Below are 15,094 nucleotides of genomic sequence, written 5' to 3'. Positions count from 1 at the left end.
CGAAAACAGCTACGATTACCAGTAAGCCTTATGCGAAGAACAATAATTTAACGCTATTTCCGTTTCCGCCAAAAAAATAACATTCGACGTCGGATTCCGGCCAAAGGTGATCGCGAATGGATATCACCACCTTTCAATGTCCTCACTGTCAGGCTGTGCTCAGAATGCGCAGAAAGCAGACCGGCGATTCCACCTTTCCGTGTCCCGACTGCAATCAGTCTCTCCTGCTTTCACAAACACCCGAGGGGCACCTTTCCATCAGTCTGAGGACCGCGACTCCGGTATCCAAAGCGACTCCTGACATTTCCCGAAAAGCGCGTGAATGGAAAGCGTCACTGCATCGAGGTGCTACGTTCTTGATGACGAGCCCCGTATTAATGTCCTGGCTCGTTGCCGGCACCGGTGCGTGCCTGATTCTGCTGCTGATGCTGTTTGATCAAGCCCCGGCTCCCGCCACAACCAAAGATACGGAAGTGACTGCAGCAACGGACACTCGCGCGTCCGTTTCAGAAAAGACGGAAAGTCCGGAACCCGCTGAACTCGAAGAGCCGCAGCCCGCACCAGATGTGCCGCCCAAAGCAGAAACACCGGTGCAGGCCCCTGCATTCGCAGCCGCCCCGGAATTAATCGCCGTCAAACCGGAACACATTCCCCCCCTGGAAGCACAGAAGCCCCTGCCTGCAGCACCACTGCCAGCTCCGGAAACAGACGTCGCTGTCGCACTGCAGATTCCCCTCAAAGAATTTCGCCAGCCTGAAAAGATTCCGCTGAAAACACTGATTCGACAACTGGAAGAGATGCTGGATACCGAATTTCAAGTTGCAGAAAATGTAAAAAGTGATCCACGCCTGCTGGAAACCCCGGTCTCGTTTTCCGCCAAAGATACGACGCTGTCAAATTTATTAACGAAGATATTGAGCAAAGCAGCACTGACATTCTCCGTGAAATCAAATAAGATTTATATTGAGAGAGCAGCAGCTCCCTGAAAAAACTGATCTATCTGTTCTCAGTCATGAAACAGATTCCTAACGAAATTAGAACTCACCGTGAAACTCGACGACAAAGTATGTTACTGTTTTCATATCAGTAAACGGAAAATTTTGAATCATCTCCGCATCCATCGTCCCCGCCGGGCGAGCCAGTTGAGTGAATGCGGGGGTGCAGGCACAGGCTGCGGGTGGTGCGTGCCTTACCTGAAACGCTACTTTGCAGATTACGAGAAACCGGAGACACCCGCAGCCAATGAAGTTCCTCTGACTGAAGAAGAGACCATCACTGCGGAAGAATACGCCCGGCAACGAGACCAGTATATTCAGAGTGGAAAAGGAACTCCTCCTGCCTGAAGATCGAGACAAACTTTCCTCTGCTCCGAGATCACGACCATGCCCGCTTCTGATGCTGACGCGCTAGAATCCCCTCTCACCTATGAGAACACGGTCCTGCTTTCCCTGAAATCCATTTCTAAAACATATACCACGGGCGATGTTTCCGTTCCGGTGCTGCATCATGTTGACCTCGACATCTATGCTGGAGAATTTCTGGTGATTGTAGGCCCTTCCGGTTCCGGAAAAAGCACCCTGCTGAATATCGTGGGTGGCATTGATGTTCCGACAGAGGGGGACGTTTATTTTCATAACCAGAATATTTCTCAATTCAACGAGCAGGAACTGACACAGTATCGCCGCAAACATGTCGGCTTTGTCTTTCAGTTTTACAATCTGGTGCCAACGCTGACCGCTCGGGAAAATGTGATTGTTGCCGCAGACATCAGTGCCTCACCCATGTCGGCAGATGAAGCGCTGGAACTTGTCGGATTAGGAAATCGGGCGGACCACTTCCCCTCTCAACTCTCCGGCGGCGAACAGCAGCGCGTTGCGATTGCCCGTGCTCTGGTCAAAAATCCGGAACTGCTGCTCTGTGATGAACCGACAGGCGCGCTCGACCTTTCCACCGGGCGCATGATCCTGGAAGTGCTGGCGAACCTGAATCGGGAACTGGGTAAAACCGTGGTCATCATTACCCACAATTCCGCCATCGGACATATGGCGCAACGGATTGTCCGCATCGGTTCGGGTACGATTGCGGAAACGAACGTCAATTCCCAACCCATCCCCGCCAGTCAGGTAACCTGGTAATGAAAGTCCTGCACCGAAAATTACTGCGCGAATTGCTGGCTGCCAAAGGAGTTCTGGCAGCGATCATCAGCATCATCGCCGTCGGCATCGGTTGCTTTATCGCCATGTCTTCCACCTACGACAACCTGGAATATTCGCGGGAGAATTATTATCGGCTGTGTCACATGGCTGATTTTTCCATCGAACTCAAAAAAGTACCCGTGGGTGATCTCGCGACGCTCACTGAAGTTCCCGGCGTCATCAATATCCTGCCCCGGATTGTCTTTCAAGTAACCGCTTCGCTGGAGGCAGTTGAAAAGCCGCTCTCGGGACAGGCGGTTTCCCTGCCGGCACGCGAAAACGCGCCGATCAACGGCATCGTAATCAAGCAGGGAAGTTACTTTACCGATCAACGGCAGGAGGAGGTGATCATCAACGATGCGTTTGCTCGCGCGCATCAACTGCGACCAGGCGACCACATTCAACTGATCCTCAACAATCGCCTGCAGGATCTTTTAATTGTCGGCACCGCCATCAGTTCTGAATTTGTCTACCTGATCGGTCCCGGCGGTCTCGTTCCGGAACCCGAGAGTTATGGCGTGTTTTATCTGAAACACAGTTATGCGGAAGATGTTTTCGGCTTCGAAGGGGCCGCCAACCAGATTTTGGGGCAGTTAGCGCCCGAATTTCAAAGCCCGAACCGGGTACGCGAAATCCTGGATCAACTCGAACTCAACCTGGACGATTACGGCGTGTTTTCGACGACCCCGCTCGCGCAACAGTCCTCGCACTGGTTTTTAAAAAGCGAAATCGACGGGCTCAAAGTCAGCGCCACCATTCTGCCAACCATCTTTTTGATCGTCGCCGCTCTGGCGTTGAATCTGCTCATGTCGCGTATGGCAGAACAGCAGCGCACCGTGGTCGGCACGTTCAAGGCACTGGGATATTCGAACCGGGAAATGTTTCTGCACTTCATCCAGTTCGGGCTGCTGATCGGTCTGGCGGGAGGGCTGTTCGGCATTCTCATCGGTTATTCACTGGCCGGAGCCATGACGGCCCAATACCGCAACTTTTTCGAATTCCCCTCGTTAACGAATCAGCTTTATCCGCGGGTGATTATTCTGGGTTTGCTGATCAGCGTGTTCTTTTCAGTGCTGGGAACGTTTCGGGGGGTCCGCTCTGTGGTCCGCTTATCGCCGGCGGAAGCCATGCGGCCCAAACCGCCGCTGCGCGCGAAACGCATTCTGCTGGAGAAGATGCACGCCTTCTGGAACTCACTCGACTTTCGCTGGCAGCTCGTGCTCCGCGATATCTTTCGTAATCGAACGCGCACGTTGGGAGGCATCCTGTCTGCGACCGTAGGTGCGATGCTGCTGCTGGTGACCTTCTCCATGTATGACAGTGCGTTCGCGCTGCTGAATTTTCAATATGACAAGCTGCTGTTGAGCGACATCGACATCAGCTTCAAAGACGACCATGATTACGCCGCGTATTTTGAGTCGCAGCAGATCACCGGCGTCGATTACGCTGAGCCCCTGTTTCAGGTCGGTTGCACCTTAAAAAACGGCATTCACGAAAAAAAAGTCGGCATCACAGGAATTCGCGGCGATGCGCGGCTGACGATTCCCCGCGACACCGCCGGAAACCGCGTGGAAGTGCCTCTAACCGGAATTCTGGTGACACGAAAGCTGGCAGACATTCTGCAGATTCAGGCAGGAGAATCGCTAGAGATGATTCCCGTTTCCGGTGATCGAACTGTGAAGCAGGTTCCCGTCATGAAAATCATTGACAGCTATCTGGGCTTAACCGTGTATGCCGACTTTCAATACCTGAACCGCCTGATGGGGGAAGCCGACTCGCTCAGCAGCGTGCAGTTAAAAACCAACCCCCGCCCCGCAGTCACCCGCCAGATCTATCGCGAATTGAAACAGGTCCCTGCAATCCAGTCGGTCAATTCGATTCGAGACCAGAAAGACAAGCTGCAGGAAGTTCTCGTGGATCAGATGATCGTGATGATTGTTGTCGTGATCGTTTTTTCCAGCCTGATTTTTTTCGGCAGCATTTTGAATGCGTCCTTGATTTCGCTCTCGGAACGACAGCAGGAAATTGCCACGCTGCGCGTGCTGGGTTACACTCCCTCTGAAGTCGGTTCGATTTTTCTGCGAGAAAGTTTCTGCGTCAACCTGCCGGGAATACTTTTGGGGTTACCAGCCGGCTACTGGGCTTCCAAAGGCATTAATATTGCCTACGATACCGAATTATTTCGCATGCCTTTTACCATCGGAACCATGAGTTGGGTTTACACCGTGCTCCTGGGAATCCTGTTCACATTGATCTCACACTGGCCGGTACAAAAAGCGATCCAGAATATGGACTGGTTAAAAGCGCTCAACGTAAAGGAATAAACATGTCCCGCAAATCCATTTTCATCATGATCTTTCTGCTCAGCGGATTGGGTGGTTATTTTCTCCTGTCGGGAGCGCCCCTGCCCGTTGATGTGACTGTCGCGCAGACTGGCGAGGTCAAGGCGTTCATCGAGGAGCGTGCGAAAACCACGCTGCCCCGTACCTACAGTATTGCCATGCCTTTGAACGGGCGCATTCTGCCGATCACGGTGGAAGAAGATCAGAAAGTGACTCAGGGGCAGATCGTGGCTGTAATGGATACCTCTGATCTGGATGCGGAAGTGGCCAAAGCAAAGTACCGTGTGGAACAATACGCCAGGAAAATCATCGAACAGGCAGACAATCGGCTGGAAGACAATTCCCTGATTCAGTTTGACGAGTTTCTCAAATCGATGGATCTGACCGTCGAAGCTGCCAGCAAACAACAGGAGGCCAGCAAAGCGAAATGGCAGTATGCCCGGGACGAGTTTGATCGGAAGCACCAGCTCTTTAAGCGGCAAGCCCTCTCCGAAAGCGAACTCAATGAAGCCGACCTGTTTAAAAAACAGAGCGAAATCGACTACCAGAAAGATATTCTGACCTGGCGCTCTCTCCAGGCCGTGCAAAGTGCCATGCAGATCGGAAAAATTTCGATCCAGAAATATAAAGAGAAAAAAGTGCTTTCCGAAGCCGTGTTACAAGAGGAGCAAAACGAAGCCAGCTCGCAACTCGAGCAGTTGGAACGCGACCGCAACCGGGCTACGATGCGCAGTCCGATAAACGGAACCATTTTAACGAAAAATTATTCCAACGAACGGACTCTGTCGGCCGGCGAAATCCTGCTTGAAATCGGGCAACTGGAAGATCTGGAAGTGGAAGCCGACGTCCTTTCTCAATATGTGGGTAATATCCGGATCGGTTCTCCCGTCGATATCGAAGGCCCCGCCATTGGCGATTTGCCCGTGCGGGGCAAAGTCAAACGCATCTACCCCAAAGGCTTCACCAAAATTTCTTCACTGGGAGTCGAACAGCAGCGCGTCAAAGTGATCATCGGCTTCGATAAAAATATCTGGAAGCAGTTACAACAGCAAAATCGGAATTTGGGAACCGACTTTCGCGTGCGGGTGAAAATCTACACGGAGATCAAAGCGGACGTCGTCAAAGTTTCCCGGTCGGCCCTGTTCCGCAATGGTTCCGGACAATGGCAGGCGTTTCTCGTCAGAAATAACCGGACGGCTCTGGTGGATGTCGAACCCGGCGTCATGAACGATTTCGAAGCGGAAATCCGCTCGGGGATCAACGCGGGAGATCGGCTGATCATTGCGCCCAGCATGAATCTGACTTCCGGCCAGACAGTAGAAGCGCACGTGATCAAAAATCCGTGAGACACAGTAAGAACCGTTCGCCAGAAAATGAAAGAGAAGCTTCTCTCAACTACTCTTCGCCTCTCACGGTAAACAACAGATGCTGACCATCGGGGGTGAAACAGACTCCCCCATTCACGTTTCCTTTTACCTTTGTGGTCACCGGTTCGGGAGCTTTGTCTTCAGCGGGGTTGAATTTGAAGAGGGTCGGCGGTTTGGCAGCTGCGCCGAAAATAATCGCTTCACCCTGAGGGTGCCACGCAAAGTCGGCAAACGGGGGGGCCGTCTTGCTGTTGTAATGCACCTTAAAACCTTCCTGCTTACCGGCGACATTGACTGTCGCGACGTCATGACTTCCATCTGATGCCTTCAGCCCTTTGAAGCAAAGCCAGTTACTGTCGGGGGACCACTTCATGTTCCAGTACAGACTGGCATAAGGACATTCTCCATCAGAAAAGACCTTTCTATTTGTTTCTTCAATCAAATCATAAATCTGGATATTTGCTTTGCCTGCATCATTGATGCTATAGGCAATTTTTCTGCCATCAGGTGACCACTGTGCCCCCCAACCTCCTTCTGCAATCATTTTATGCAGGCTGCCATCGGCATTCATAATCACCACGCCTTGTGGGCTCGGCTGCGAAAACGCGATGCGTTTTCCGCCGGGCGACCAACTGGGCATCGCCCCCGGTCCGATGACTTTCAGGTCGCTGCCATCAGCGTTGGCTACCAAAATCTGCACATCCGAGAAACTTTCGCCATTTTGCGATTTCCAGCCGTCAAACGCCAGTTTCTGACCATCGGAGGAGAAGGTGGGGGAACCGACATTGTGATAGTCTGCCGGCACCAGAAAGAGTTTGGCGTTTCCACCGACTGGAGCCGCCATATAAAAACGGGTTCTGTCGACTTTCCCCTTTTCGTCCGCTGTCACCCGGGAACCGTTTAAGCCCTGCAGCAGCAGGCAGGTCATTGAATAGAAACAGGCAAGCGCAAGTTGTCTCATGGTAGTTCCCCTGAAGAGATGACTTACAAGCTATGATGAAAAACCGGCTCCCGCAGCGCTGTTAATGGGAATCTTGCGCGGTTTTTCCATTGCCGACTTCTCTAACACGACGCTTAATATGCCGTTCTGAACTGAAGCCGTTACTTTATCGGGATCGACGGCGACCGGCATGGGGACCGAACGTCGAAACTGTCCCGAAGGCCGTTCACTCATGCGCACGGTCTGACCCGTTGTGGTTGTTGTACCGGTACTTCTCGAGCCTGTTACTGTCAGCATATTACCGGCCAGCGTGATATTAATTTCCTCAGCGGTGACGCCTGGCAGATCGAAACGGACCTGAACCTGCTCTTCCAGCTCAATCAGATCGACGCGCGGCATCCAGACCGCTTCGTTTCCAAATAAACCCAGCCGGTCTAATGCGCGCTCGCCCTGCTCCACTGCGACTCCCAGCAATTTGTCAAATTCAGAACGCAAACGTTCGATTGAATTATGCATTCCCGATGTATCGCTTTTCTTATTTCGTTCGGCCCGTGTTTGTTCCGGTTGTTCCGCTGCTTCCTCTTCCGTAGAAACATGAACGGGTTCGGCCTGATTATCATCGGTCGACATGGCAACTTCCTCTCGATATCGATTGTATCGGTATGTTGATTGAATTTCAGATGCTGTTTTCAGTTTAGATCTTTCCCCGTTTCAGGAGATCGACCTTTTCTGTATTGTCTCACATCTGATTCGAACTACCAGCAAAAATATTGAAATTTTCCCCGGCACGTTTTCTGCGCAGCGGAATTGATTCAAAGCGTCGAATAAAAAAGCGGGCGCGGAAATAAAAAAACCGCGCGATTCACTGAGGACGATGTCGACTATTTTTGATCATCAACCGGACAGGCATTGGTTGCGGAAACCTGCGTACCGTCCTTCTGCTTCTGATCGGAGACAGAACAGCCGCCACACTGTGAGCAGCTTTCGGCACCGTCCAGATTTGCCAGACCGCCACATGATCCCTTGATACAGCGATTACTGAAGATGACCCCCACCGCCATACCTAGAAATGCGAGGACAAAAATACCGAGGGCAAATAAGACTGTGGTGATCATGATGCATTTACCTTTCCCAATAATTCCTGCCAGCGCGGGGTATAACGCTCTCTGAAACCGGTGCCTTCTTTGACAATGAAATAAGCGGCGATCTTCCGGGCCTTTGCCCAATTATACCCCTCTTCGGGGCCTAATACCATCAGGCATGTCGCAACCGCATCACAGTTCATACAAGTTTCTCCGACCACCGTGACTGACGCCAGCGAATGATTGACAGGGCGACCTGTACGGGGATCAATTGTATGCGCGTAGCTGACGCCATCGACTTCAAAAAAATTCCGGTAGTTGCCTGACGTCGCCATCGACAGGTTCGAAAGCGGCACAATTTTCTGCACAACTCGTGTCTCACTCACGGGTTTTTCAATGCCGACTTTCCAGGGAAGCCGCTGATTATTGTGGCCCCGCGCCCGCATCTCACCACCAATTTCCACCAGGTAGTTTTTGATCGACTGTGCTTCAAGATGCTCAGCGACGGCATCGACGGCGTAACCTTTGGCAATCGCCGACAGGTCGAGGTACACATCGGGAATCAACTTCTTCAAAGCCGGCTGATCGTGGCGGACTTCAATGTGATGATAGCCGACACTCTGTCGGGCTGCCTCAATCCGGCTGGCTTCGGGGATCGTTTTTTTACCCGGATCAGGTCCAAAATGCCACAGATTCACCAGCGGGCCGACCGTCATATCGAAGGCCCCCGCACTCTCTTTGCTGACAATGAGGCCCGCGTCAACGACTTTCACCACTTCCGGCGAAACGTCAAGCCACTGATCCGGCTGCGACTGATTGAAGCGGGATAACTCCGACTCTTTGATGTACGTTGACATCTGCTGATTAATCTTCTGCAACAGCCCGTCGATTTCCTGCTTGAGCTGTGTTTCATTGACCTGCTCGGAAGAGGGCGTGCAGATTGAGATATGATACGAGGTCCCCATTGTGGGACCCTGTATCAGCCGTTTCTCCCAAACCTCTGAAACAGAAGTCGGCTCATCTGTCTGACACGCTGTACCTGTCAGACAGAGCAGCAGCAACAGCACGCCGCGTCGCAGCGTTTTTTTTCCGCGATTAACCGAAGTCATCGTACCTGATATTCTCAGGTTCAACTCCCAGATCGTCCAACATATTCCGGACGGCGGACAACATCATCGGCGGACCACAGATATAATACTCGCAGTCTTCCGGTGCAGGATGTTTGCTTAAATACTCATTCAGCAAAACCTGATGAATGAAGCCCTGCAGGCCGGTCCAGTTGTCTTCCGGCATCGGATCGGAGAGCGCGATGTGCATTTTGAAATTGGGGAAGTCCTTTTCAATCGCACGGAATTCCTCTTCGTAAAACATCTCCCGCATGCTTCTCGCACCGTACCAGTACGATACTTTCCGGTTGGTTTTACGCTCTTTGAAGAGTTCGTAGATGTGTGATCGCAGCGGAGCCATACCGGCACCACCGCCGATGTAGATCATTTCGGCATCGGTGTCCGCGATGAAGAACTCACCGTACGGACCGGAAATGGTTACTTCATCTCCCGGTTTCAGATTGAAAATATAGGAAGACATTTTACCCGGAGGTGTATCCTCTGGTGAGCGAGGCGGCGGGGAGGCAACACGCACGTTGAGCATGATGATGCCCTTTTCGCCCGGATAGTTGGCCATTGAGTAGGCGCGAATCGTTTCTTCGTCGACTTTGGATTCAAACCGCCAGAGGTTGAATTTATCCCAGTCTTCCTTGTACTCATCCGGAATATCAAATTCGCTGTATTTCAGATGATGCGGAGGTGCTTGGATCTGAATGAAACCACCGGCTTTAAAGGCGACGTCTTCACCTTCAGGCAGTTCCAGGATCAACTCTTTGATGAACGTGGCGACGTTATCATTCGATTTGACTTTGCAGACCCACTTTTTCGTTTCGAAGACTTCCGGCGGCACTTCGATATCCATGTCGGCCTTAACGGGCACCTGACAGGAGAGGCGGCAGCCTTCTTTGACTTCCCTATTATTAAAGTGTGAGCGTTCGGTGGGCAGAATATCGCCACCGCCTGCCAGCACTTTGACTTCGCATTGTGCACAGGTTCCGCCACCGCCACAGGCTGATGAGACGAAGATCTGATTTTCGGCAAGCGCACTCAGCAGCTTACCACCCACGGGCACGGTGATCTTCTTCTGCTCGTTGACAGTGATCGTGACGTTACCTGAGGCAACCAGTTTCGATTTCGCAACCAGAATGATGGCGACCAAGGCTAACACGATGCCCGTGAACATCACCACGCCAAACAGAATTTCTATAATCATGATTAAACGTTGACCGCTCTAAAAAATAGAATTTAGTGAAGACTTATAATTGGATTCCAGAGAACGCCATAAAGGCCATCGCCATTAAACCAACAGTGATAAAGGTAATTCCCAACCCGCGTAATCCGGGAGGAACATCGCTGTATTTCAATTTTTCACGAACGCCCGCCAATGCCACAATTGCCAGTGCCCAGCCTAAACCGGAGCCAAAACCAAAGACACAGCTTTCAGGAAAGTTATAATCGCGTTCGACCATGAACAGTGTTCCCCCCAGGATCGCACAGTTCACAGTAATCAGCGGGAGGAAAATTCCCAGCGAGTTATACAACGCGGGAACATACCGATCCAGAGCCATTTCCAGAATCTGCACCATCGCGGCAATCACCCCGATATAACAGATTAAACCTACGAACGTCAGATCGACATTCGGGTATCCGGCCCAGGCCAAAGCGCCTTTTTTCAGGAGATGCTGATAAATGATATTGTTCATGGGCACGGTAATCGTCTGAATCACGACCACGGCAATTCCCAGTCCGAGCGCGGTTTTCACATTCTTGGAAACAGCCAGAAACGTACACATTCCCAGAAAGAACGCCAGCGCCAGGTTCTCAACAAAGAGACATTTCAGAAACAGGCTCAGATAATGTTCAAACATGTTATGCCTCCTCCATTTGATCGGTTTTCAATGTTCGCAAAATCCAGATCGTAAAACCGATAATGAAAAACGCGCTGGGAGGCAATAACATCAAACCGTTTGCATCATACCAGCCGCCATCGCGACTCAGTTTTAACAGTTGAACGCCGAACAGACTGCCTGACCCAAACAGCTCGCGGAAGAAAGCCACGAGCATTAAAACGGCACTGTATCCCAGACCGTTACCAATCCCGTCGAGGAAACTGATACCGGGTTCGTTTTTCATAGCGAAACCTTCCGCACGTCCCATCACGATACAGTTGGTAATAATCAGTCCCACAAACACGGAGAGCTGTTTGCTGATCCCGAACGCAAACGCTTTCAGAAACTGATCCACCAGAATCACCAGCGAAGCGATAATTGTCATCTGCACGATAATGCGGATACTGCTGGGAATCTGCAATCGGATTGAAGCGACAGCCGCATTCGAGCAGGCCGTTACCAGAGTTACCGCGATACTCATCACGAGGGCGGTTTCCATTTTGGTCGTGACCGCCAGAGCCGAGCAGATTCCGAGAATCTGCAGCGCGATCGGATTGTTATTCAAAATGGGGCCGAGGAGAACCTCTTTTTGTTTTGAATTCATACTATTTTTCCCCCTGTTCTCGAACTTGTTCGAGATAAGGTCTAAATCCTAAATTACCGAGCCAGAAATCCAGCAGGTGGGTTACCCCTCGTGATGTAATTGTTGCCCCGGACAAGCCGTCCACTTCATGAATAGCATTGGCAGATTCCGGATTCACACTCCCTTTGATGACTTCAATCTCAGGCTCGAATTCTTTGTTATAGACTTCTTTGCCTTTCCATTGTGCTTTCCACTTGGGATTATCGACTTCGCCCCCCAGACCGGGAGTTTCGCCCTGCTCATAAAAGGTCAGACCGGCCACGGTGTTGAGATTGGTTTCCAGAGCGATAAATCCCCACATGGTGGACCAGAGCCCTTTTCCTCTGATGGGCAATACGTATTGCGTCAGTTTTCCGTTCTCATCATTAATCAGGTAGACCCACGAATAGTTCTCGCGGCGTTTAATGCCGGCCAGATCATCGATGGGTTTGATTTCCATACTCATTTTGGGATTATCGATCGCCGCCTTCTGATCATATTCAGCCGGATTAGGGAACAGTTCTTGATCGTCGGTGACGACTTTCCCCGTATTCAGATCAACGATAATCCCTTTGACCCGATCTTCGTAAATCTGCATGACATTCTGCGCTCCTTCACCGGGTTGAATCAAACCGGCAACGGAGAGAATGTTCTTTTTTCGTTCATTCTCTTTATTCAGATCCTGGCGGTCGCGCAGACCGACGGCGGCTCCGGATACGAGAATTGAGCAGCCCACGCACAATGCGGCTGATACCAGAAATGTGAATCCTATTGAATCACGCGACATTTCGCGCCAACCTTCTTTTAATATTTGCTTGAACAACGTAGAAGTCAATCAGAGGCGCGAAGACATTCCCGAACAGAATCGCCAACATAATTCCCTCTGGATACGCCGGATTGATGACCCGAATCAGGATCGTCATTCCACCAATCAAAATTCCATAAATCCATCGACCGGTATCGGTCATTGCAGCCGAAACAGGGTCTGTGGCCATAAACACCAGACCAAAGGCCAATCCCCCGACCACCAGATGCCAGTGCGGCGGCATCGCGAACATGGCATTGGTGCTACTGCCTGACAACCACAGAAACAGCGAAAGTCCAAAAGCACCAGCCAGAACACCCGCCATCACCCGCCAGGAACCGATGCCTGCCAGAATCAGGAAGATCGCGCCCAGCAGACAGGCAAACGTGGAGGTTTCCCCCATGGATCCTTGAATTGAGCCCATAAAAGCCTGCATCCAGGAAATCCCCAGACCGCCATCGGCGATGGGATTCGTAATGGCTTTCATGCCGACTTCCGGGCTGGCTACAGCCAACTGACCGAGTGAAGTTGCACCGCTGAAGCCATCGACGGCGGTCCAGACGGTATCGCCCACAATCTGAGCGGGATATGCAAAGTACAGAAACGCACGTGCTGTTAAAGCTGGATTGAGAAAGTTCTTGCCTGTTCCGCCGAAAATTTCCTTGCCGATGACTACACCAAAACTGATCCCCATCGCCACCTGCCAGAGTGGAATCGTTGGCGGAAGAGTTAAGGGGAACAGCATCCCCGTGACGAGGAAGCCTTCATTGATTTCATGTCGGCGAATCACGCAGAACAGACCTTCCCACATACCCCCGACGGCCATACAGACAATATAAACCGGCAAGAAGTAAAGTGCGCCGTGTACCAGATTCGAAACCAGACTGTGTGCATCCGGGATGACTCCCAGAGTCGCCATGACGCTGCCGCGCCAGCCGGGAACAGATTCAATGCCCATCGTACTCATCGCGGCATTGGCCTGATAACCTGTGTTATACAGAGCCATAAAGACGCAGGGCAGCAAAGCGACAATCACCATACTCATCATGCGTTTTAAATCGATGGAGTCACGCACATGAGAAGCTTCGGCTGTCACTTCACCCGGAGTATAGAGGAAGGTGTCATTTGCCTCATATAGTGGGTAAAGCTTCTCGAACTTCCCCCCTCGTTTGAAGAGAGGATGTACCTTGTCAAGAAGATTTCGTAACGGCTTCATTTCGTGGTTTATCTTTCATGTTTGATGACCCCCGAAACAGAGTCAGTCTGGCAACCACCAGCAATGACTACTTAAATCATCTGTCATCCGAAACGAGCTTGTTTCAAAGATGACATCAAGGGCTAACAATTTTATTCATTCAGGCTAACAACAACACACTCAACCGCATTACTATTCAAAATGCGTTTTGCCCACCAGGGGCAGACCTCGCATTAACCTTCAATTTCAATCTTTGTCAAACTGTCACGCAGCATTGACCCGTAGTTGTATTTTCCGGGACACACGAAAGTGCATAACGACAAATCTTCTTCATCCAGCTCCAGGCATCCCAGTTCCTTGGCCTGTTCGGTATCATCGGTAATCAATGCTCGCAACAGGAACGTCGGCAGAATATCCAGAGGCATGACTTTTTCATAAGTGCCAATCGGGATCATCGCCCGCTTACTGCCTTCAGTAGAGGTCGTAAAAGAAAACTTTTTCCCCGGCCCTAACCACGAAGACACAAACACCGGCACGACTGAGAACTTCTCAAACCCGGGCCCCATCCACCCCAGAAAATCTCTGTGAGTTCCTTCTTTGAGCACGGTTACCTGCAGAGCGTAACGTCCCAGATAGGCAAAAGGTCCTTTAGCGGTGCGGCCTGAAAGTGCCGAGCCGGAAATCAGTCGATTTTCGCCTTCTTCCAGATTGCCCTCTGTTAAATCCTGCAGACTGGCGCCCAGAATCGTTTTGACCAGCCTGGGATGCTTAACCACAGGGCCGGCAATCGAAATCACGCGATCTGAGTAAAGTTTGCCTGTCGTAAATAACTTACCAATGGCAATCACGTCCTGGTAATTGATCGTCCAGACCGTTTTTTTCTCGCTGACCGGATCCAGAAAGTGAATGTGCGTCCCTGCCAGCCCGGCAGGATGCGGTCCACCAAATTCTTCCACGGTGACATAATCGAGTTCGCATCCGGGTAAATTGGTTCCCGGCGCTTTACAGAGATACAGCCGACCTGCGGTCAGTGTCCGCAAGACCTGCAGGCCCTGCGTAAAAGCACGCGGCTCTTCACTGAGAACGACCTCAGGCGGCGGTGCTAATGGATTTGTATCAATGGCGGTGACAAAAATGGAATGCGGCGTTGATCCCGGAGCAGGCACACGGCTGTAAGGACGTGTTCTTAAACTGTTCCACAAACCGGATTGCAACAGATTCTCTTCCACCTGCTCGCGTGTCAGATTTCCCAGTGCGTCATCGCTGTAAGAAGCGAAGGTTTCTTCGTCACTTCCCTGGACTTCGATGACGAGGGACTGAAAAGCCCGCTTGGCACCGCGATTGATCTCAGTGACTTTTCCGGCGGCAGGCGCAGTATAAATGACGCCTTCGGTCTTTTTATCGCTGAACAGCAACTGACCTTTTTTGACGATATCACCGACGTCGACAACCAGAGTCGGCTTCATCCCCACATAATCAGGGCCAATCACAGCAACCGATCGAATTACCGGCCCGTTTTCGATCAAAGCAGAAGGCGCGCCTGCAATCGGC

General features: G+C 51.4%; 15 protein-coding genes. 5 read left to right on the top strand and 10 right to left on the bottom strand.

What is annotated here, in order from left to right:
- Nucleotides 1–116 precede the first annotated feature (116 nt).
- Genes Q0294_RS02760 through Q0294_RS02740 form a run of 5 tightly spaced genes read left to right on the top strand, consistent with a single transcriptional unit; the run spans nt 117 to nt 5,883 of the window.
- A complete protein-coding gene (locus Q0294_RS02760; RefSeq protein WP_299460692.1) occupies nt 117–986 on the top strand; it encodes a hypothetical protein in 870 nt (289 codons plus the stop codon).
- Nucleotides 987–1,046: 60 nt separating this feature from the next.
- The gene (locus Q0294_RS02755; protein ID WP_299460690.1) at nt 1,047–1,343 is read left to right on the top strand and encodes a (2Fe-2S)-binding protein; all 297 of its coding nucleotides are present in this window, start codon (nt 1,047–1,049) and stop codon (nt 1,341–1,343) included.
- Between the two features lie 39 nt (nt 1,344–1,382).
- A complete protein-coding gene (locus tag Q0294_RS02750; RefSeq protein ID WP_299460688.1) occupies nt 1,383–2,135 on the top strand; it encodes an ABC transporter ATP-binding protein in 753 nt (250 codons plus the stop codon).
- A complete protein-coding gene (locus Q0294_RS02745) occupies nt 2,135–4,519 on the top strand; it encodes an ABC transporter permease (RefSeq protein WP_299460686.1) in 2,385 nt (794 codons plus the stop codon). The genes Q0294_RS02750 and Q0294_RS02745 overlap by 1 nt, the downstream gene beginning before the upstream one ends.
- Before the next feature lie 2 nt (nt 4,520–4,521).
- Nucleotides 4,522–5,883 (top strand): efflux RND transporter periplasmic adaptor subunit, encoded by a 1,362-nt coding sequence (locus Q0294_RS02740; RefSeq protein WP_299460684.1) that lies wholly within the window; start codon nt 4,522–4,524, stop codon nt 5,881–5,883.
- Between the two features lie 49 nt (nt 5,884–5,932).
- On the opposite strand, the gene Q0294_RS02735 is transcribed toward Q0294_RS02740, so the two are convergent.
- The 10 genes from Q0294_RS02735 to Q0294_RS02690 all read right to left on the bottom strand — a co-directional run.
- On the bottom strand, nt 5,933–6,865 hold the full coding sequence (locus Q0294_RS02735) for a translocation protein TolB (protein ID WP_299460682.1): 933 nt from the start codon (nt 6,863–6,865) through the stop codon (nt 5,933–5,935).
- Between the two features lie 30 nt (nt 6,866–6,895).
- Complete coding sequence (locus Q0294_RS02730) at nt 6,896–7,474, bottom strand: Hsp20/alpha crystallin family protein (RefSeq protein WP_299460680.1); 579 nt, start codon at nt 7,472–7,474, stop codon at nt 6,896–6,898.
- Between the two features lie 251 nt (nt 7,475–7,725).
- Nucleotides 7,726–7,956: a (Na+)-NQR maturation NqrM gene (gene nqrM, locus Q0294_RS02725; RefSeq protein WP_366917898.1), complete on the bottom strand. Its 231-nt coding sequence runs from the start codon at nt 7,954–7,956 to the stop codon at nt 7,726–7,728.
- Nucleotides 7,956–9,035, bottom strand: a complete 1,080-nt coding sequence (locus tag Q0294_RS02720; RefSeq protein WP_299460676.1) for an FAD:protein FMN transferase — start codon at nt 9,033–9,035, stop codon at nt 7,956–7,958. The genes nqrM and Q0294_RS02720 overlap by 1 nt, the downstream gene beginning before the upstream one ends.
- Complete coding sequence (gene nqrF, locus Q0294_RS02715) at nt 9,022–10,245, bottom strand: NADH:ubiquinone reductase (Na(+)-transporting) subunit F (RefSeq protein WP_299460674.1); 1,224 nt, start codon at nt 10,243–10,245, stop codon at nt 9,022–9,024. Before nqrF ends, Q0294_RS02720 begins: the two co-directional genes overlap by 14 nt.
- A gap of 43 nt (nt 10,246–10,288) precedes the next feature.
- Nucleotides 10,289–10,900: an NADH:ubiquinone reductase (Na(+)-transporting) subunit E gene (gene nqrE, locus Q0294_RS02710; protein ID WP_299460672.1), complete on the bottom strand. Its 612-nt coding sequence runs from the start codon at nt 10,898–10,900 to the stop codon at nt 10,289–10,291.
- 1 nt (nt 10,901) lies between these two features.
- Complete coding sequence (locus tag Q0294_RS02705) at nt 10,902–11,525, bottom strand: NADH:ubiquinone reductase (Na(+)-transporting) subunit D (RefSeq protein WP_299460670.1); 624 nt, start codon at nt 11,523–11,525, stop codon at nt 10,902–10,904.
- A gap of 1 nt (nt 11,526) precedes the next feature.
- Nucleotides 11,527–12,330: a Na(+)-translocating NADH-quinone reductase subunit C gene (locus tag Q0294_RS02700; protein WP_299460668.1), complete on the bottom strand. Its 804-nt coding sequence runs from the start codon at nt 12,328–12,330 to the stop codon at nt 11,527–11,529.
- Complete coding sequence (locus tag Q0294_RS02695) at nt 12,320–13,564, bottom strand: NADH:ubiquinone reductase (Na(+)-transporting) subunit B (RefSeq protein WP_299460666.1); 1,245 nt, start codon at nt 13,562–13,564, stop codon at nt 12,320–12,322. The genes Q0294_RS02700 and Q0294_RS02695 overlap by 11 nt, the downstream gene beginning before the upstream one ends.
- A gap of 212 nt (nt 13,565–13,776) precedes the next feature.
- Nucleotides 13,777–15,094: Na(+)-translocating NADH-quinone reductase subunit A (locus Q0294_RS02690; protein WP_299460664.1), on the bottom strand; the 1,318-nt coding region annotated here is incomplete at its 5' end.

It is taken from the genome of uncultured Gimesia sp., assembly GCF_937919775.1.
Taxonomy (GTDB): Bacteria; Planctomycetota; Planctomycetia; order Planctomycetales; family Planctomycetaceae; genus Gimesia.
The sequence above is the reverse complement of the archived record's forward strand: the minus strand, read 5'-3'. Positions and strand labels throughout refer to the sequence as shown.

Bases quoted from the DNA above. Each gene is read 5' to 3' on its own strand.
- Q0294_RS02760 (WP_299460692.1), top strand. From the start codon at position 117: ATGGATATCACCACCTTTCAATGTCCTCACTGTCAGGCTGTGCTCAGA.
- Q0294_RS02750 (WP_299460688.1), top strand. From the start codon at position 1,383: ATGCCCGCTTCTGATGCTGACGCGCTAGAATCCCCTCTCACCTATGAG.
- Q0294_RS02745 (WP_299460686.1), top strand. From the start codon at position 2,135: ATGAAAGTCCTGCACCGAAAATTACTGCGCGAATTGCTGGCTGCCAAA.
- Q0294_RS02740 (WP_299460684.1), top strand. From the start codon at position 4,522: ATGTCCCGCAAATCCATTTTCATCATGATCTTTCTGCTCAGCGGATTG.
- Q0294_RS02735 (WP_299460682.1), bottom strand. From the start codon at position 6,865: ATGAGACAACTTGCGCTTGCCTGTTTCTATTCAATGACCTGCCTGCTG.
- Q0294_RS02730 (WP_299460680.1), bottom strand. From the start codon at position 7,474: ATGTCGACCGATGATAATCAGGCCGAACCCGTTCATGTTTCTACGGAA.
- Q0294_RS02720 (WP_299460676.1), bottom strand. From the start codon at position 9,035: ATGACTTCGGTTAATCGCGGAAAAAAAACGCTGCGACGCGGCGTGCTG.
- nqrF (WP_299460674.1), bottom strand. From the start codon at position 10,245: ATGATTATAGAAATTCTGTTTGGCGTGGTGATGTTCACGGGCATCGTG.
- nqrE (WP_299460672.1), bottom strand. From the start codon at position 10,900: ATGTTTGAACATTATCTGAGCCTGTTTCTGAAATGTCTCTTTGTTGAG.
- Q0294_RS02705 (WP_299460670.1), bottom strand. From the start codon at position 11,525: ATGAATTCAAAACAAAAAGAGGTTCTCCTCGGCCCCATTTTGAATAAC.
- Q0294_RS02700 (WP_299460668.1), bottom strand. From the start codon at position 12,330: ATGTCGCGTGATTCAATAGGATTCACATTTCTGGTATCAGCCGCATTG.
- Q0294_RS02695 (WP_299460666.1), bottom strand. From the start codon at position 13,564: ATGAAGCCGTTACGAAATCTTCTTGACAAGGTACATCCTCTCTTCAAA.